Source organism: Nocardioides sp. S5 (genome assembly GCF_017310035.1).
GTDB lineage: Bacteria > Actinomycetota > Actinomycetes > Propionibacteriales > Nocardioidaceae > Nocardioides.
This window is the reverse complement of the sequence record NZ_CP022296.1, coordinates 3,769,471-3,787,300: the sequence shown is the minus strand read 5'-3', so window position 1 is coordinate 3,787,300 and position 17,830 is coordinate 3,769,471. Positions and strand designations below refer to the sequence as shown.

The 17,830-nt window shown below is 71.7% G+C and carries 16 protein-coding genes; 9 read left to right on the top strand and 7 right to left on the bottom strand.

The annotated features are described in order from the left end of the window. Positions 1-74: 74 nt before the first annotated feature. Positions 75-938 (top strand): MerR family transcriptional regulator, encoded by an 864-nt coding sequence (locus CFI00_RS18720; RefSeq protein WP_207082495.1) that lies wholly within the window; start codon positions 75-77, stop codon positions 936-938. Positions 939-942: 4 nt separating this feature from the next. Here the strand turns inward: CFI00_RS18720 and CFI00_RS18715 are convergent, their stop codons facing one another. Together CFI00_RS18715 and CFI00_RS18710 are read right to left on the bottom strand one after the other, a co-directional pair. Beyond that, a complete protein-coding gene (locus CFI00_RS18715; RefSeq protein WP_207082494.1) occupies positions 943-2,664 on the bottom strand; it encodes a fumarate hydratase in 1,722 nt (573 codons plus the stop codon). A 44-nt stretch (positions 2,665-2,708) separates the two neighbouring features. After that, complete coding sequence (locus CFI00_RS18710; RefSeq protein WP_207082493.1) at positions 2,709-3,434, bottom strand: PLD nuclease N-terminal domain-containing protein; 726 nt, start codon at positions 3,432-3,434, stop codon at positions 2,709-2,711. A 251-nt stretch (positions 3,435-3,685) separates the two neighbouring features. On the opposite strand from CFI00_RS18710, the gene CFI00_RS18705 reads away from it, so the two are divergent. The 4 genes from CFI00_RS18705 to CFI00_RS18690 all read left to right on the top strand — a co-directional run bounded on the left by CFI00_RS18705 (position 3,686) and on the right by CFI00_RS18690 (position 7,525). Next, the gene (locus CFI00_RS18705; RefSeq protein ID WP_242532498.1) at positions 3,686-4,810 is read left to right on the top strand and encodes an ABC transporter substrate-binding protein; all 1,125 of its coding nucleotides are present in this window, start codon (positions 3,686-3,688) and stop codon (positions 4,808-4,810) included. Between the two features lie 74 nt (positions 4,811-4,884). Beyond that, positions 4,885-5,688: an ABC transporter permease subunit gene (locus tag CFI00_RS18700; protein WP_242532497.1), complete on the top strand. Its 804-nt coding sequence runs from the start codon at positions 4,885-4,887 to the stop codon at positions 5,686-5,688. Continuing rightward, positions 5,685-6,479 (top strand): ABC transporter permease subunit, encoded by a 795-nt coding sequence (locus CFI00_RS18695; protein ID WP_207082492.1) that lies wholly within the window; start codon positions 5,685-5,687, stop codon positions 6,477-6,479. The genes CFI00_RS18700 and CFI00_RS18695 overlap by 4 nt, the downstream gene beginning before the upstream one ends. Beyond that, positions 6,476-7,525 carry an ABC transporter ATP-binding protein gene (locus CFI00_RS18690; protein WP_207082491.1) on the top strand — a complete coding sequence of 350 codons (1,050 nt, stop codon included), beginning with the start codon at positions 6,476-6,478 and terminating at the stop codon, positions 7,523-7,525. The genes CFI00_RS18695 and CFI00_RS18690 overlap by 4 nt, the downstream gene beginning before the upstream one ends. A gap of 7 nt (positions 7,526-7,532) precedes the next feature. On the opposite strand, the gene CFI00_RS18685 is transcribed toward CFI00_RS18690, so the two are convergent. Continuing rightward, the gene (locus CFI00_RS18685; RefSeq protein WP_207082490.1) at positions 7,533-8,294 is read right to left on the bottom strand and encodes an isocitrate lyase/phosphoenolpyruvate mutase family protein; all 762 of its coding nucleotides are present in this window, start codon (positions 8,292-8,294) and stop codon (positions 7,533-7,535) included. Between the two features lie 46 nt (positions 8,295-8,340). Here CFI00_RS18685 and CFI00_RS18680 point away from each other — a divergent pair, with 46 nt between their 5' ends. The 3 genes from CFI00_RS18680 to CFI00_RS18670 are packed head-to-tail and all read left to right on the top strand — an operon-like array spanning position 8,341 to position 11,876. Next, positions 8,341-9,429 (top strand): NAD(P)/FAD-dependent oxidoreductase, encoded by a 1,089-nt coding sequence (locus tag CFI00_RS18680; RefSeq protein ID WP_242532496.1) that lies wholly within the window; start codon positions 8,341-8,343, stop codon positions 9,427-9,429. Positions 9,430-9,487: 58 nt separating this feature from the next. After that, a complete protein-coding gene (locus tag CFI00_RS18675) occupies positions 9,488-11,182 on the top strand; it encodes a CapA family protein (RefSeq protein ID WP_207082489.1) in 1,695 nt (564 codons plus the stop codon). 46 nt (positions 11,183-11,228) lie between these two features. Then, complete coding sequence (locus CFI00_RS18670; RefSeq protein WP_207082488.1) at positions 11,229-11,876, top strand: DUF1707 domain-containing protein; 648 nt, start codon at positions 11,229-11,231, stop codon at positions 11,874-11,876. A 15-nt stretch (positions 11,877-11,891) separates the two neighbouring features. Here the strand turns inward: CFI00_RS18670 and CFI00_RS18665 are convergent, their stop codons facing one another. Further along, positions 11,892-12,980, bottom strand: a complete 1,089-nt coding sequence (locus CFI00_RS18665) for a LacI family DNA-binding transcriptional regulator (protein ID WP_207082487.1) — start codon at positions 12,978-12,980, stop codon at positions 11,892-11,894. A gap of 38 nt (positions 12,981-13,018) precedes the next feature. Between CFI00_RS18665 and CFI00_RS18660 the strand changes: the two genes are divergently transcribed. After that, positions 13,019-14,401: a GH1 family beta-glucosidase gene (locus CFI00_RS18660; RefSeq protein WP_242532495.1), complete on the top strand. Its 1,383-nt coding sequence runs from the start codon at positions 13,019-13,021 to the stop codon at positions 14,399-14,401. Here the strand turns inward: CFI00_RS18660 and CFI00_RS18655 are convergent. From CFI00_RS18655 to CFI00_RS18645, 3 genes are all read right to left on the bottom strand, one after another. Next, positions 14,391-15,338: a carbohydrate ABC transporter permease gene (locus CFI00_RS18655; RefSeq protein ID WP_207082485.1), complete on the bottom strand. Its 948-nt coding sequence runs from the start codon at positions 15,336-15,338 to the stop codon at positions 14,391-14,393. The two genes, CFI00_RS18660 and CFI00_RS18655, sit on opposite strands and share 11 nt — an antisense overlap. Continuing rightward, positions 15,335-16,324, bottom strand: coding sequence for a sugar ABC transporter permease (locus CFI00_RS18650; protein WP_207082484.1), 990 nt, complete (start codon positions 16,322-16,324; stop codon positions 15,335-15,337). Before CFI00_RS18650 ends, CFI00_RS18655 begins: the two co-directional genes overlap by 4 nt. A 71-nt stretch (positions 16,325-16,395) precedes the next feature. Further along, complete coding sequence (locus CFI00_RS18645; RefSeq protein WP_242532906.1) at positions 16,396-17,724, bottom strand: ABC transporter substrate-binding protein; 1,329 nt, start codon at positions 17,722-17,724, stop codon at positions 16,396-16,398. Between the last annotated feature and the right edge of the window lie 106 nt (positions 17,725-17,830).

Sequence of the window (17,830 nt, the reverse complement as noted above, 5' to 3'; positions counted from 1 at the left end):
TGTCCACTGTTGTGGGTAAGCTGAACGTAGAGGGTATGTACAGGGTTTGTCCAACGTGGTGTACCTTTTGGGGTGTGTACACCGTCGGCCGCACCTCGCAGCTCACCGGCGTACCCCGCGAGACGCTCCGCAAGTGGGAGCAGCGCTACGGGGTCGTCGAGCCCGTGCGCTCCGAGGGCAACTACCGCCTGTACGACGACGAGGCGGTGCGGCGACTGGCCGTTATGCGTGACCTCGTCGACTCCGGGTGGGCCCCGCGCGAGGCCGCCAGGAGGGTCCTCGAGGACCGGTCGGGCGCCATCGCCGGCGCCGCACCGCCCCCGGGCTCGCCGCTGTCGCACCTCGACGAGCTCGTGACCTGCGGGCAGGGCTTCGACCTCGTGCGCCTCGAGAGCACCCTGGACAAGGTCTTCGCGCAGGCCGACCTCGCCGACGTGGTGGACGAGTGGCTGATGCCCTCGCTGGTGCGGCTGGGCGAGGCCTGGCAGCGCGGTGACGTGACGGTGGCCGGGGAGCACTTCGTCAGCGCCGCGGTGCTGCGACGCCTCTCGCAGGCCTTCCACCAGCTCCCGCACCCCGACGGTGAGTCGCCTCGTGTGCTGGTCGGGCTGGCGCGCGGCTCGCGTCACGAGCTCGGCGTGATGGGCTTCGCGATGGTGCTCCGCAGCCGCGGGGTGCAGGTCACCTACCTCGGGGCCGACCTGCCCGTCGAGGCCTGGGTCGAGACCGTGCGCGAGCTGGGCCCGGACGCCGTGGTGCTCGCCGTCCCGACGGTCGAGGACCTCCCGGCGGTCCGCGAGGCGGTGGAGGCGATCTGCACCTCGACGACCGTCCTCCTCGGTGGTGCCCACCAGGGGCGCATCGAGGGTGCCGAGGCGCTCGGCCACCAGCCCGGCGCGGCGGCCGCGTCACTGGCCGACCGCCTCACCGCGGGCTGAGGGACTACTCCGCCGAGCGCACCCGGATCCCGGCTCCGGTCAACGAGCTCAGCGGCACGGTCACGGCTCCGGACGGGTCGGTGAAGAAGTCGTTGCCCTTGTCGTCGACGACGATGAAGGCGGGGAAGTCCTCGACCTCGATCTTCCAGACCGCCTCCATGCCGAGCTCCTCGTACTCCACGACCTCCACGGACCGGATGCAGTCCTGGGCGAGGCGGGCGGCCGGGCCACCGATGGAGCCGAGGTAGAAGCCGCCGTGCGTGCCGCACGCCTCGGTGACCTGTTTGGAGCGGTTGCCCTTGGCGAGCATCACCATCGAGCCGCCCGCGGCCTGGAACTGCTCGACGTAGGAGTCCATGCGTCCGGCGGTGGTCGGGCCGAACGAGCCCGACGGCATGCCCTCAGGGGTCTTGGCCGGACCGGCGTAGTAGACCGGGTGGTCCTTCAGGTAGGCCGGCATCTCCTCGCCGGCGTCGAGGCGCTCCTTGATCTTGGCGTGCGCGATGTCGCGCGCCACGACGAGCGGCCCGGTCAGCGAGAGGCGGGTCTTGACCGGGTGCTTCGACAGCTCGGCGAGGATGTCCGGCATCGGCTGGTTGAGGTCGATCGGCACGACCGCGCCGCCCTCGATGTCGTGGGCGAGGCCGGCGTCGGGCATGTAGTGCGCCGGGTCGGTCTCGAGCTGCTCGAGGAAGACGCCCTCCGGCGTGATCCTGCCGAGCGCCTGCCGGTCCGCCGAGCACGAGACGGCGATCGCGACGGGGCACGAGGCGCCGTGGCGGGGCAGGCGCACGACCCGGACGTCGTGGCAGAAGTACTTGCCGCCGAACTGCGCGCCGATGCCGAAGGACTGGGTCAGCTCGAAGACCTTCTCCTCCAGCTCGACGTCGCGGATGCCGTGCGCGCTCATCGACCCCTCGGTCGGGAGGTCGTCGAGGTAGTGCGCGGAGGCGTACTTCGCGGTCTTGAGCGCGAACTCCGCGCTCGTGCCGCCGATGACGACGGCGAGGTGGTAGGGCGGGCAGGCGGCGGTGCCGAGGGAGCGGATCTTCTCGTCGAGGAACTCCATCAGGCGCGTCGGGTTGAGGACGGCCTTGGTCTCCTGGAAGAGGAACGACTTGTTGGCCGACCCGCCGCCCTTGGCCATGAAGAGGAACTTGTACTCCGGCACGTCCTTCGCGGGGGTGGAGTAGAGCTCGATCTGGGCCGGGAGGTTGGTGCCGGTGTTCTTCTCCTCGAAGGTCGTCAGCGGCGCGAGCTGGGAGTAGCGGAGGTTGAGCCGGGTGTAGGCGTCGTACACGCCGCGGCTGATCGCCTCGCCGTCGTCGGCGCCGGTCAGCACGCCCTCGGACTTCTTGCCCATCACGATCGCGGTGCCGGTGTCCTGGCACATCGGCAGCACGCCGCCGGCGGAGATGTTGACGTTCTTGAGCAGGTCGAGCGCGACGAAGCGGTCGTTGCCCGAGGCCTCGGGGTCGTCGATGATCTTGCGCAGCTGCGCGAGGTGGCCGGGGCGCAGGTAGTGGCTGATGTCGTGCATCGCCTCCTCGGTGAGCCGGCGGATCGCCTCGGGCTCGACCTTCAGGAAGGTGCGTCCGTCGACCTCGGTCGTGGAGACGCCCTCGGTGGTGATCAACCGGTAGGGGGTCTCGTCCGCGCCGTTGGACCCGGCGGTGGGGAGGAGGTCGGAGTAGTGGAACTCGGGGCCGGCGGCAGCGGTCGTCACGGGACCTGAGCGTACGCCGCGCTCGGGCCGTGGTGCGACGCGGCTCAGGTCCCGTCGTGCTCCCGGACGTGCACGCTCGCCCCGAGCTTCCTGAGCTCCTCGCGCAGGATCCGGCGCATCGTCTCTCCCATGGCGGGATCGATCCCGCCCTTGCAGTCGACGTAGCCGCGGACGCCGGCATCGGTCACGACCGGGTCGGCGGTGTAGTTGGGGGTGTAGAGGTCCCCCTCGTCGTGGGCCTCGAACGCGGCGTCGAGCGCCGCGCCGTCGGCGTGCTCGCGCCCTAGCTCGTCCACGAGCATGAACCGGTCGTTGGCCCGCCTGATCGCTGCGACCACGGCCGACTCCGGGGCGGCGCTGGAGACCAGGAAGGACTCCGACTCCGCGTCCAGGACGCCCTCGTCGATGACGACCTGCGGCGCCGGTGCCGGCTCCGGCTTCGCCGTGCCGCGCCGCTGGCTCTCCGCGCGCTCACTCACCTTCCGCAGGAACTCCTCGTCCGCAGCCGGGTCCGATGCCGCGAAACGACCGGGACGGTCGTACTCGGGGTAGGCGCTCGCTGCCTGCTGGTGGGGACCGTGGTGGCGCGGGCCGCGCTGCGGTCGTCCGGCGACGAGCCAGGCGACCGACCCGACGACGGGGAAGAACAGGATCAGCAGGACCCACCACGTCTTCTGGAGGTGGCGCACCTCGTCGTCGCGGCTGGTGATTGCGTCGACGAGGCAGTAGATGCCCAGCACGAGTGGGACGAGGAACAGCACGATCCGCATGTCAGGACCCCCGCAGGTCGGCCCTGCCGGGGCCGCGGACGCCGACGACGGTCCAGCGCGGCGGCAGCCTAGCGCTCAGGGGTCGTCGCCAGTGGCTCATCCGCGCGCCCGGACCGGTGCGACCGAGGACCGGGTGTTCACTGGTCGGACGCGTGGCGGCCATCCGGGAGTAGCCTCCGCAACGACGGGACCTACGAGGCTCCGCGCGGCACACCCCGCCGATCCCCCGGCAGATGCTCACTGGAGGTCCGATGAACACCCGCAAGATGCTCGTCTCGCTCACGGCGACGGCCACGCTCATGTCCGTGGCGGCCTGCGCCGCTCCCGAGGAGGAGAACGACACCACCACCGAGAGCGGGGTGGACGCTGCGGCGGCCACGTCGGCCGAGGACTTCGGTGGCATGGACGAGCTCGTCCGGGCCGCCCAGGACGAGGGCGAGCTCAACGTCATCGCCCTCCCGCCGGACTGGGCCAACTACGGCGAGGTGATCTCGACCTTCGAGGAGAAGTACGACATCGAGGTCAACTCCGCCCAGCCCGACGCCGCCTCGCAGGACGAGATCAATGCCGCCAACGAGCTCGCCGGCACCGACCGCGCGCCCGACGTCTTCGACCTCGGCCAGTCGGTCGCCCTCGCCAACACCGACATGTTCGCGCCCTACCAGGTCGAGACCTGGGACGACATCCCCGACGAGTTCAAGGACGCGGACGGCGCCTGGGTCAACGACTACGGCGGCTACATGTCGATCGGCTACGACTCGGCCGTGGTCCCCGAGGTGACGTCGCTGTCCGACCTGCTGGGGCCCGAGTTCGAGGGCAAGGTCGCCCTCAACGGTGACCCGACGCAGGCAGGCGCGGCCTTCAGCGGCGTGATGATGGCGGCCATCGCCAACGGCGGGTCCGCCGACGACATCGCACCCGGCGTGGACTTCTTCACCGAGCTCAAGGAGGCCGGCAACTTCCTCACCGTCGACCCCGACTCGACCACCATCGAGCAGGGCACGACGCCGGTCGTCATCGACTGGGACTACCTCGGCGCGGCCGCCGCGGCCAACGTCGACACCTGGAGGACCGTGGTCCCTGAGGAGGCCGTCGTCGCCGGCTACTACTTCCAGGCCATCAACGCCGACGCGCCGAACCCGGCCGCCGCGCGGCTGTGGCAGGAGTTCCTCTACAGCGACGAGGGGCAGAACCTCTGGCTCGAGGGCGGCGCCCGCCCGGTCCGCGGCGACGCGATGGCCGAGGCCGGCACGATCGACGCCGAGCTCTGGGGTGCCCTCCCGGAGGTCAGCGGCGACCCGGTGGTCCCGACCGACGAGCAGACCGTCACGGCCGGTGAGTACCTCGCAGCGAACTGGTCCAAGGCCATCCGCTGAGCACGCCGACCACTTCTGAGGGGCGGGGACGACGGCTCGCCGTCGCTCCCGCCCTTCCGCTGCTGCCGTTCCTCGTGTTCGTCCTGGTGTTCCTCGTCGTCCCGACGCTCACCGTCGTCCTCGGCGCGTTCCAGGACGAGGACGGCGCGCTGACGCTGGGCAACCTCGACGCCCTGACGGGCGACGCGGCCGTCTCGGCGCTGAAGGGGTCGCTGATCCTGTCGGCGTCCACAGCGGTGATCGGCGCCGTGCTCGGCGCGCTCCTCGCCTACCTCATCGTCTCGATGCCCGCGCACAGCCTGCCGCGCCGAGCCACGCTCGCCGTGAGCGGCGTGCTCGCCCAGTTCGGCGGTGTCGTCCTCGCCTTCGCCTGGATCGCGACCATCGGCCCGGTGGGTGTCGTCACCAACGCGGTCATGGAGCTCACCGGCGTCGATCTCTACGGTTCTGGCTGGCTCTTCGGGCTTCCCGGGCTGGTCGTCGTCTACAGCTACTTCCAGATCCCGCTCATGGTGATCGTCTTCGCTCCCGCCTTCGAGGGCCTGCGCCCGCAGTGGCGCGAGGCCGCGGTCAACCTCGGCGCGAGCACGTGGGCCTACTGGAGGCACGTGGCGATCCCCCTGCTGACCCCCGCCTTCCTCGGCGCGTTGCTGCTGCTCTTCGCCAACGCCTTCGCGGCCTACGCCACTGCCGCCGTGCTGGTCAGCCAGGGGCAGCCGATCGTGCCGCTCCTCATCCGCCAGGCCATCACGAGCGAGGTCCTCCTGGGCCAGGCCAACGTGGGCTACGCGCTCGCGCTGGAGATGATCGTCGTGGTGACCATGGTGATGGTGGCCTACAACCTGCTCCTCAGGCGCACGTCGAGGTGGATGCGATGAAGGCGTCGCCCGTCTCCCGCGTCGTCCGCGCAGTGCTGCTGCTGGCGTTCGCGGCCTACTTCTTCGTCCCGCTGCTGGCGATGTTCGACTTCTCCACCCAGGTCCGCGGAAGCGCCCCGGGGCGCACGTGGGACAACTGGACCTTCATGTTCCGCGACGAGGACCTGCGCTCGTCGATCGTCGCCTCGCTCCTGCTCGCGCTCTTCACCGTCGTGCTGATGGTCGCCCTGCTGGTGCCGACGATGGTGTGGGTCCGGCTGCGCGTCCCCCGCGCGAAGGGGCTGATCGAGTTCCTGTGCCTGCTCCCGCTGACCATCCCGGCGCTGGTGATCGTGGTGGGCATCGGCAACGTCTACTCGTGGGTGACCTACCTGCTGGGCGACAGCGCGCTGGTGCTGACCTTCGCCTACGTCGTGCTGGTGCTGCCCTACTCGTTCCGCGCCGTGGACGCCTCGCTCTCGGGGATCGATGCGACCACGCTGTCGGAGGCGGCCCGGTCGCTCGGCGCCGGGTGGTTCACCGTCATCGTGCGGGTCATCATGCCCAACATCGCCGGCGGCATCCTCGGTGCCGCGTTCATCTCAGTCGCCCTGGTGCTCGGGGAGTACGTCTTCGCCTCGCTGCTCCGCTTCGACACCCTGCCGGTGGCGATGGCCGCCCTCTACAAGAGCAACGGGCCCGCTGCCATGGCCGCCGCGCTGGCCTCGATGCTGCTGGTGTCCGTGCTGCTCGTCGGCCTCACCTTCCTCAGCCGTGACCGGCACCGGCGCAACCAAGGAGTCTCCTCATGACCGACCAGACCTCGTCGCGCGGTCTCGCCGTCGCCCTGTCCGACCTCACCCGCGTCTACGGTCCCGTGAAGGCGTTGGACGGGTTCACCCTGGACCTCGCGCCCGGCGAGCTCGTCGCCCTGCTCGGCCCCTCCGGCTGCGGCAAGACCACGGCGCTGCGCATCCTTGCGGGGCTCGACCGTGCCACGTCGGGCACGGTGTCGGTTGGCGGCAAGGACCTGACCCGGGTGCCGGCCAGCAAGCGCGACATGGGGATGGTGTTCCAGGCCTACAGCCTCTTCCCGCACATGACGGTGATCGACAACGTCGCCTTCGGCCTCAAGATGCGCGGGCGCGACGGCGCCACCCGTCGTGGGCGCGCGGGCGACATGCTCGAGCTGGTGGGCCTCGGCGAGCACGCAGACCGCTACGCCCACCAGCTCTCCGGCGGCCAGCAGCAGCGGGTGGCCCTGGCCCGGGCGCTGGCGATCGAGCCGTCCGTCCTGCTCCTCGACGAGCCGCTGTCGGCCCTCGACGCCAAGGTGCGGGTGCAGCTGCGCGACGAGATCAGGCGCGTCCAGATCGAGGTCGGCACCACGACGCTCTTCGTCACCCACGACCAGGAGGAGGCGCTCGCCGTCGCCGACCGGGTCGGAGTGATGAACGCAGGCCGCCTCGAGCAGCTGGCTCCGCCTGCCGAGCTCTACTCCGCCCCGGCCAGCCGCTTCGTGGGGGAGTTCGTCGGACTCAGCAACCGGCTTCCGGCCCAGGTGAGGGACGGTGTCGCCGCGGTGCTGGGGCGCGAGGTGCCGGTCCTGCCCGGGTCGACGACCGGTGCGGGACATGCGCTCGTCCGGCCCGAGTCGGTGTCGGTGGTGGCGGACGCTGCCGGCACCGCCACCGTGGCGACCGTGATGTTCCTCGGCCCGCTGTCGCGCGTCACCAGCACCCTGGCCGACGGGACGGACGTCGTCGCCCAGCTGGCCAGCCCGGACGCGCTGCGGCTGCAGCCGGGCGACGCCGTACGCCTCGAGGTGGCTGCGGTGCCCGTCCTGGTCGTGGCCTGACGGCGTCCTACGCCCAGGGGGCGACGAGCGCGGCGAGGTCGGGCGCCAGCTCTTTCTGCAGCAGCGGCCCGAAGGTGACCCGGTGCACGCCCATGACCTGGAGGTCCTCCAGCGAGCCGGCCGCCGAGCCCGTGCGGGGGTTGGCGATGACGTTCACCGGCCCGGACAGGGCGTCGAGGATCCGCTGGAGGGAAGCGGCATCGGGGACCTTGACGGGGTAGACGCATCGGGCGCCCGCCTCCTCGCAGGCCCGGAGCCGGGTGATCGCCTCGGCCACCGGGTCCTCGAAGCGGTCGGCCTTGATGAAGGCGTCGGTGCGGGCGTTGACCACGAGGTCGACCCCTGCCGCGTCGGCCGCCTGGCGCAGCCCACCGATGTAGTCGGCGTGCTCGGCGACCGACCGCAGCCGGCCACCCTCGGAGTGCACGGTGTCCTCGACGTTGAGGCCGACGGCCCCGGCCTCGAGCAGCCGCTCGACCAGCTCGGCGGGGGAGACGCCGTAGCCGGCCTCCATGTCGGCGGTGACCGGCACGTCGGGCACCGCCGAGCAGATGCGGCGTACGCCGTCGAGGGCGTCGTCGAGCGTCATGTCCTCGTTGTCGCCCTGCCCCCGCGAGTCGGCGAGCGGGTGGCTGCCGATGCTCAGGGCGGCGAAGCCGGCGTCGGCGACGACGCGCGCCGACCAGGCGTCCCAGACGTTGGGCAGGACCAGCGTGGAGCCGGTGTGGTGGAGCTCGAGGAGGGTGGTGGCGCGAGTGGCGGTGTCCATGCCCCGAGGCTGCCACGGTGCTGGGCGCGGCGACAGGCGGGCATAGATGCTCCTCGCCGGGCGTTCTGCCGGCGTGGAGGTCTGGGACTCGCTCGTCGTCGGCGCCGGACAGGCCGGCCTCGCGTCGTCGTACTTCCTGCGTCGCCGCGGGATCGAGCACCGGGTGCTCGACGCCAACCCGCGTGCCGGGGGCGCCTGGCAGCACCGTTGGGAGTCGCTCGGCATGGACGACGTGCACGGTGTCGCGGACCTCCCCGGCTCCGAGGCGCCGCAGGTCTCACGGCTGCCGGCCAACGTCGTGGTGCCGGACTGGTTCGACGACTACGAGCGACGTCACGACCTGCCGGTGGTGCGTCCGGTGCGCGTCGATCGCGTCGACAGCGAGGACGACCTGCTGGTCGTGCGGACCGACCGCGGGGAGTGGCGGACCCGCACGCTGGTCAACGCCACCGGCACCTGGACCCGGCCGTTCGTGCCCTACTACCCGGGCATCGACACCTTCGCGGGCGAGCAGGTGCACACCGCCGACTACCCCGGGCCCGCGCACTTCCGCGGCCGGAGGGTGCTGGTGGTGGGCGGTGGTGCGTCCGCGGTGCAGCACCTCGGCGAGCTCGCGCCGGTGGCCGACACCCTGTGGGTGACGCGGCGCGAGCCGGTGTGGAGGGACGGCTTCGACGCCGCCGCCGGGCTCGCCGCGGTGACCGCGGTCGAGGAGCGCGTACGCCGCGGGCTGCCGCCGGCCAGCGTGGTCAGCGTGACCGGTCTGGCGCTGCGGCCCCAGGAGCAGGAGGCGGCCCGGCTCGGGGCGTACGACCGGCTGCCGGTGTTCGCGCGCATCGAGGCCGACGGCGTGCGCTGGGCAGACGGCCGCTTCGAGGCGGTCGACGCGATCGTGTGGGCCACCGGCTTCCGTCCCGCGCTCGACCACCTGGCCCCGCTGGGCCTGCGTTCGGCCGCTGGCGGGATCGCCCTCGAGCCGGTGCGCGGCAACGTGCAGGGCGCGACCACGGCCGTGCGGGACCCGCGGGTGCAGCTGGTCGGCTACGGGCCCTCGGCCAGCACCGTCGGTGCATCCCGCGCGGGTCGCCAGGCGGCTCTCGCGGTGTCGCGACACCTGGCCGCGGCCGCCGCCTGAGGCGGAGCCCGAGCAAGGCTGGACAAACCTTCAACCACCCCCGGGGCACAATCGAGGGATGGAGGGACGGGGTCGTCACCGTGCAGCAGTGGTGGTGTGCGCGCTCGCGCTCTCGGCCTGCACCTCGGCCACGCCCGCCGACACCCGCACCGGGGAAGATGACCCCGCCCGGGTGGCCGAAGACGTGGCCGCGGCCCCGGCGACGCCGTCGGGCGAGGTGACCCTGGCCTTCGGGGGCGACGTCCACTTCGAGGCGCACGTGGGCGCCCTGCTGCGGCGCGGCCTCGGCCCGATCGCGCGGACGCTGCGCTCGGCCGACGTGGCGATGGTGAACCTCGAGACGCCGGTCACCGAGCGGGGACGCCGCGACCCCAAGGAGCTGGAGTTCGCCACCGACCGCTACTACTTCCGCACCCCGCCCCGCGCGCTGGGCGCGCTGGCCGACGCCGGCATCGACGTGGTGACCGTCGCCAACAACCACGCCGGCGACTACGGACAGGTGGGGCTGGCGGACACGATCCGGGCCGCCCGACGCAACCGGGTCGCGGTGGTCGGTGGCGGGCGAGACGCCGCGGAGGCGTTCGCGCCGCACGTGGTCCGGGTCGACGGCCTCGACGTGGCCTTCCTCGGCGCCGACACCGTGCAGCGCGAGGGCGGCAGTGACGTGTGGTCCGCCGGCCCGGACACCCCCGGCATCGCCGCGGCCCGCGGAAGTCGTACCGACCAGCTCCTCGGCGCCGTCGAGAAGGCGTCCGTGCGCCAGGACCTGGTGGTCGTCTACCTCCACTGGGGCCGGGAGAACGAGGCCTGCCCGACCCAGAGCCAGCGGGAGCTCTCGCGCGACCTAGCGGCCGCGGGGGCCGACGTCGTCGTCGGCAGCCACTCCCACGTGGTCGGCGGCGCCGGCTTCTCCGGCGACACCTACGTCTCCTACGGCCTGGGAAACTTCGTCTGGTACCACTCGCGCCAGCCCGACACCGGCGTGCTGGTGCTGCGCCTCGACGCCGACGGCGTGGTCGAGGAGGAGTGGGTGCCGGCGCGCATCGCCGCTGACGGCCGTCCGCTGCCCGTGACGGGAGCGGCGCGGTCCGCGGCCGTCCGCGACTGGCGGGCCGGTGCGCGGTGCGCCGGCCTGGGCGCCGAGCGCGGCGAGGCGCAGACCGACGACCCGGAGTACGCAGCGACCATCGCGCCGATCGACGCCGAGCTCGCCGCCCGGATGCGAGGCAGCAGCCACCGGGCGGGCTGCCCGGTCAGGCTGGCCGACCTGCGCCACCTCACCATGACCTACCGCGGGTTCGGCGGCCTGGCCCGCACCGGCGAGATGGTGGTGCACCGCCGCTTCGCCCGCGACGTGACCGAGGTCTTCGGCAGGTTGTACGACGTGGGCTACCCGATCGCACGGATGCGGCTCGTCGACCACTACGACGGCGACGACGACGCGTCGATGGCCGACAACAACACCTCGGGCTACAACTGCCGACGCGTCGCGGGCCAGACGAGCTGGTCCGACCACGCGCGCGGGGCGGCCATCGACATCAACCCGGTGCAGAACCCCTACGTCCGCGCGGGCTCGATCGACCCGCCGGCCGGTCGCCGCTACGCCTTCATCGACCGCGGCCGCTCGGCGCCGGTGCCGACGGGGGTGATCCGCGAGGGCGACCTGCTGGTCCGCGAGTTCGACCGCATCGGCTGGGAGTGGGGCGGCTCATGGGTCAGCTCCAAGGACTACCAGCACTTCGCAGGCCCCTGACGACTGTCACGGAGCAGTCCCGCGCGGCCTCGCTATCCTGACCGGCATGGGGGAGATCGAGAACCGCCCGTACGACCCGTCGCAGATGCGCATCTCCGACGCCGACCGCCAGCGCGTGGCCGACGTGCTGCGCGACGCCGCGGGAGAGGGACGCATCGACCTCGACGAGCTCGAGGAGCGGCTGGAGCTGACCTGGCAGGCCAAGACCTACGGCGAGCTGGTGCCCATCACCCTCGACCTGCAGGCCGCCGGACCGGTCGCGCCCCCGGCTGCGGCTCCCGTGCGGCGTACGCCGTCCGGGGTGCCCGCCGTCGGCCACGCCTCGTCCGTCGCGATCATGGGCGACTGCAAGCGGCGCGGCGTGTGGCACGTCCCCGAGAACCACTCGGCGTTCTCCCTGATGGGCAGCGTCGTGCTCGACCTGCGCGAGGCGATCCTGGCCGGACCGCACACCCAGATCAACGCCAGCGCGATCATGGGCGACGTGAAGATCCCGGTCCCCGCGCACATGCACGTGGTCGTCGACGGCACGCCCATCATGGGCGACTACGGCGAGGCCAAGGACCGGGTGCCGGCCGAGCTGGGACCCGACTCGCCGACCGTGCGGGTGCGCGGCGTCGCGCTCATGGGCTCGGTCCAGGTGCAGCGCCTGCCCGCGCCCGGCACGCCCCGCAAGTACCTCGGCACCTACTGAGGGACCGCGCGCGGGCTAGTGGCGGACCTGCTGGCGTCCGCTGCTGCGCGAGCGCGCCGGCGCCGCGGTGGACCCGCGCACGACCAGGTGGGTGGGGAGCGTGAGGCGGTCCTGGGCGAGGTCGTGTCCGGCGAGGAGGTCCAGCACCATCGTGCTCGCGGCCCGCGCCTGCTCGACGACGTGCTGGTCGATGGTGGTCAGGTCGAAGAGGGCGCCGAGGGCGTGGCCGTCGACACCGACGAGCGACATGTCCTCCGGCACCCGCAGCCCGTGGTGGCGCAGCGACGTGGTCGCGGCGACCGCGATGTCGTCGGAGTAGCAGAAGACCGCGGTCGGCGGGTCGGGAAGCGCCAGCAGCTGCTCCATGCCCACGGCGCCCGCGTCCACGCCGTAGGCGGCCGTCACGACGAGCGCCGGGTCGAGCGGCAGTCCGTGGCGCGCCAGCGCCTCGAGGTAGCCGGCGCGCCGGTGCGCGTCGCTGGCCCACGTGGCGCCGTCGGTGTCGCTGGTGCGGATCATGCCGATGCGGGTGTGGCCCAGCGCGACCAGGTGTTCGACCGCCTCACGGCCGATCGCCACGTCGTCGACGCTGACCGAGGGGAAGTCGCGCAGCCGTGACCCCGCCACGACGACCTCGACGCCCATCAGGTCGAGCCGCTCCTCCTCCTCGGCACGGATCGGCAGGGTGATCAGCACGACCGCGTCGACCTTGCGGCGGGTGGGCAGGTCGCGGAAGAAGTGGCTGCGCTTCTCCTCGGTGCCGACCTGGTAGACGAGCACGTCGAGGTCGGCCTGCCGCAGCGTCGACTCGACGGTGGCGAGCATCGTGGAGGAGAACCAGCTGTCGAGGCGGGGGAGCACGACCGCGACCCGACGCGTCGCGCCGCGCAGCGAGGACGCGGCGGGGGAGACGACGTAGTCGAGCTCCTCGACCGTGGACAGCACCCGGCTGCGGGTGCGCGGGCTGACACCGGGCAGCCCGCGCAGGGCACGCGAGACGGTGGCGATCGACACCCCCGCCCGACGCGCCACGTCGGCCATGTTCACCTGGCTGGTGACCTGGCCGGTGTGCGTGCCGGGGGCGGGATCTGGCTCGCCGGTCATCAGCGTCCGCTCTTCCGCCGCGCCACTAGGGTGTGAGCGTGAACACGCCCACCACTCCGTCCCCGCTGTCCCTCGGCGTCGCCACGGCGTCCTACCAGATCGAGGGAGCGGTGGCCGAGGACGGCCGCGGCCCGTCGATCTGGGACACCTTCACCGCCGAGCCCGGCCGGGTCGTCGGCGGCGACGACGGTGCCGAGGCGTGCGACTCCTACCACCGCGTCGAGGACGACATCGCGCTCATCCGCGGCCTGGGGGTGGACGCCTACCGCTTCTCCCTGGCGTGGCCGCGCATCCTTCCCGAGGGCCGTGGCCGCGTCGAGACGCGCGGCCTCGACTACTACGAGCGCCTCGTCGACGGGCTGCTGGAGGCCGGCATCGAGCCGGTCGCCACGCTCTACCACTGGGACCTGCCCCAGGCGCTCGAGGACGAGGGCGGCTGGCTCGAGCGGCGGACCGCCGAGGCGTTCGTCGAGTACGCCGGCGTGGTGCACCAGCGACTCGGCGACCGGGTGACGTCGTGGGCGACCCACAACGAGCCGTGGTGCGCGGCCTACCTCGGCTACGCCGCCGGCGTGCACGCGCCGGGCCGCAGCGAGGGCGCGGCCGGGCACCGGGCCGCCCACCACCTGCTGCTGGGCCACGCCTGGGCCCGCGAGGCGCTGCCGGGCGCCCACGTCGGGATCGTGCTCAACCTGGCGCCCGTCTGGCCGGAGTCGCCCGAGGCCGCGGACGTCGCCGACGGCGTCGACGCCATCCGCAACCGCGTGTGGCTGGGGCCGCTGGTCGACGGGGCGTACGACGAGCGCCTGCTCGCGATCGCGCCCGTCCTGTCCGACCCCGAGCTGGTCCGCCCCGGCGACCTCGACGCGATCAAGGGCTCCGCCGACTGGCTCGGCATCAACTACTACACGCCGATCCGGCCCGCGCTGGGGACCGGCGAGGGCGAGCACCCCGAGCAGGGTGCCTACCCCGGCGTCGAACGACTCGACCTGGCGGTGCGCGAGCCGCGCACCGACATCGGCTGGGAGGTCGAGCCCCGCGGGCTCGAGGAGCTGCTGGTCGACACCCACCGCCGCACCGGGCTGCCGCTGGTGATCACCGAGAACGGCGCCGCGTGCGCCGACACCGACGTCGTCGACGGCCGGGTCGAGGACACCGACCGCATCGACTACCTGCGCGGCCACCTGGCCGCGGTGGACCGGGCACGCGACGCCGGCGCCGACGTGCGTGGCTACTTCGTGTGGACCCTCCTCGACAACTTCGAGTGGGCCGAGGGGTACGCCAAGACGTTCGGCCTGGTCCACGTCGACCGCTCCTCTCCGTCTCTCACGCGGACGCCCAAGGCGTCCTACCACTGGTTCGCCGAGCAGGTGGCGGCGCCCGCTCAGGGGCGAGGCGCCGCCGGCCTGCTCACCCCTTGACGCTGCCGGCCAGCAGGCCGCGCACGAAGTAGCGCTGCAGCGACAGGAACACGATCAGCGGGACCACCAGGGAGACGAACGCGCCTGCCGACAGCAGGTGCCAGTCCTCTCCCCGCTGGCCGGCCAGGGCCGCCAGGCGCACCGTCAACGGCGACACCGACGGGTTGCCGCCGGCGAAGACGAGCGCGACCAGGAGGTCGTTCCAGACCCACAGGAACTGGAAGATGCCGAACGCCGCGATCGCCGGCGTCATCAGCGGGAGCATGATCTTCGAGAAGATCTGCACGTGCCCGGCGCCGTCGACGCGGGCCGACTCGATCAGCTCCCCGGGGATCTCCCGCATGAAGTTGTGCAGCAGGAAGATCGCCAGCGGCAGCGCGAAGATCGTGTGCGAGAGCCACACGGTGTAGAAGCCGCCCCCCGGGGCATCGTTGCCCGCCAGCGGCATCAGGTTGAACGGCGGGTCCACGTAGAGGCGCAGCAGCGGGATCATCGTCACCTGGATGGGGACGATCTGCAGCGCGAAGACCGCGACGAAGAGCGTGTCACGGCCCTTGAACGGGATCCACGCAAAGGCGTAGGCCGCCATCACCGCCAGGCTGATCGGGATCAGGACCGCGGGGATCGTGATGACCACCGAGTTGATCAGATAGGTGGCCAGGTCGATGTCCGCGCCGCTGATGACCTGCCGGTAGGAGTCGAGCGTGAACTGCGGGTCGGTGACGGCGTTCCACCAGCCGTTGGTCTTGACCTCTCCCTCCGGGCGGAACGAGGAGACCAGGAGGCCGAAGGTGGGCAGGGTCCAGAGCACGGCGATCACGATCGCCGCGGCCGAGGCCCACCGTCCGGACAGGCTCTCCCGGGCCGCGCTGCTCGCGCTCCTGGGGGGAGCGGTCTTGAGCCCGGCCTGCGGAGCCGTGGGTGTCGTGGTGGTCATCGTGCCTCCAGGCGACGCATCTGACGGATGTTGTAGACGACGATCGGGGTCACCAGGACGAAGATCAGCGTCGCGAGCGCCGCACCCAGCCCGAAGTCGAAGGAGCGGAAGCTCTGGACGTAGAACTCGTAGGCCAGGACGCTCGTGCCGAACTGGCCGCCCGTGGCGGTGCGGACGATGTCGAACACCTTCAGGGTGGTGATGCTGATCGTGGTGAGCACGACGATCAGCGAAGGCCGGATGCTGGGGACCGTGATGTAGCGGAACAGCTTGAGCCCGTTGACGCCGTCGAGCTTGGCCGCCTCGACGATGTCGTCGGGGATCGCCTTGATCGCCGCGGAGAGGATCGTCATGGCGAAGCCGGCCTGGACCCAGACGATGATCACGATCAGGAAGAACGTGTTCCACGGCTCGGTGAGCAGGAAGCGGTAGGTGTCGAAACCGACGGCCTTGAGCAGGGCGTTGAGGACGCCGAGCTGGTCCTGGTCGGTGCCCTTGTAGTCGTACATGAACTTCCAGATGATCGACGCACCGACCAGGGAGATCGCCATCGGCAGGAAGATCAGCGCCTTGGCGACCTTCTCGAAGCGCGAGCGGTCGATGAGCACCGCGTAGACCAGCCCGATGGTCGTCGCCACCAGCGGTGTCAGCACCACCCACAAGGCAGTGTTCTGCAGGACCTGGAGCAGGTCGCCGTTGGTGAAGATCCTGCGGTAGTTGTCCAGGCCGACGAAGTTGCCCTCGTTACCGCCGCCGAGGATCGGTTGGTAGGACGAGCCGAAGAAGGACTGGTAGATGGTGCCGACCGCCGGGTAGAGCAGCCCCACGGCGATCAGCAGGAGCGAGGGGGCGATGAAGGCGGCGGCCTGGACCCGCTCCCCGTTGCGCGAGCGCAGCCGGGCGGTGAGGACCAGGATCAGGCCGGTCACGGCGAAGAAGAGCACGACGGCGATCGCCATCTGGATGAGCTTGTCAGTGGATGTCATCCGGACCTCCTGGGTCGGGGGAGAGAGGGAACGGGGCGCCCGGGCCTGGCCCGAGCGCCCCGTTCACCTGGTCAGCTCGGCCAGGAGTCCTCGATGTTGTCGAGGGTGGCCTGGGTCTCCGCCCCCGTGATCCAGTTGGTCATCTCGGACCAGAAGGACCCGGCACCCACGGCACCCGGCATCTGGTCGGAGCCGTCGAAGCGGAAGACCGCCTCGGGGTCCTGCAGGATCTCCGCCGACAGCTGGTCGATCGGGCTCTTCAGGTTGGCGATGTCGAGGCCGGTGTTGGCGCTCACCCAGCCGCCCGGCGTCGCGATGGCCTTCTCGTTGGCCCAGACGTCGGAGGACAGGTAGGTCTGGAACGCCTGGACCTCCGGCTCGTCGGAGAACGCCGCCACGAACTCGCCGCCGCCGAGGACCGGGGTGCCGAACTCGTCGCTGGTGGTCGGCAGGTAGAAGGCGAACACGTCGCCGGTCTCCGACACGTCGGTGCCCTCGGGCCACTGCGCGGCGTAGAAGGACGCCTGGCGGTGCAGGCCGCACTCACCGTCGAGGATCGGCAGGCCGCCCTCCTGGAACGCGGTGGTCGCGATCGACTTCACGTCGCCGATGCCGCCGTTGACGTAGTCCTCGTTCTTGAGGATGCCGCCGACGCGGTCGAGCGACTCGACGATCGCCGGGTCGTTGAAGGGGATGTCGTGGTTGACCCACTGGTCGTAGACGTCCGGGCCGGCGTCGCGCAGGACCGCGTCCTCGAGCCAGTCGGTGGCCGGCCAGCCGGTCGCGTCGCCGGACTCGATGCCCGCGCACCAGGGCTTGACGCCCGCGTCGACCATCTCGTCGGACAGGGCGAGCATGTCGTCCCAGGTCTCGGGGACCTCCCAGCCGTTCTCCTCGAACTGGCTGGGGGAGTACCACACGAAGGACTTCACGTTGGCGCCGAGCGGCGCGGCGTAGAAGGTGTCGTCGACCGTGCCGTAGGCCTTCCAGTCCTCGCCGAAGAACTCGTCGACGTTCTCGGACACGCTGTCGGGCGCTGCGACCACGGCGTCGGTGTCGCGCACCAACGTCTGGAGCAGGCCGGGCTGCGGGATGTAGGCGATGTCGGGGGCGTTGCCGCCCTGGACGCGCACGACCAGCTGGGCCTCGAACTCCGAGGAGCCCTCGTAGGCGACGGTCGCGCCGGTGCACTCCTCGAAGACCTTGTAGGACTCCTTGTGGACGGCGTCCTCCGGGGCGATGATCGAGGTGTAGACGCTCACCTCGCGACCGCTCAGGTCGCCGAACTCCTCGAGCTGGGCGCACTCCTCGCGCCCAGCACCGGGGGCGGTGCCGCCGGCTTCGTTGCTGCCGCCGTCGCTGCTGTCGTCGGCGCATGCGGCGAGTCCGAGTCCGGACATCGCCACGACTGCGATCGTCGCGATGCCCTTTCGGGTCCGAATGTTTCTCATGTCGCGGTTTCCCTCTCCTCTGGGTGCGGCCACGGCGGGATCTGCGCCCCGGCTC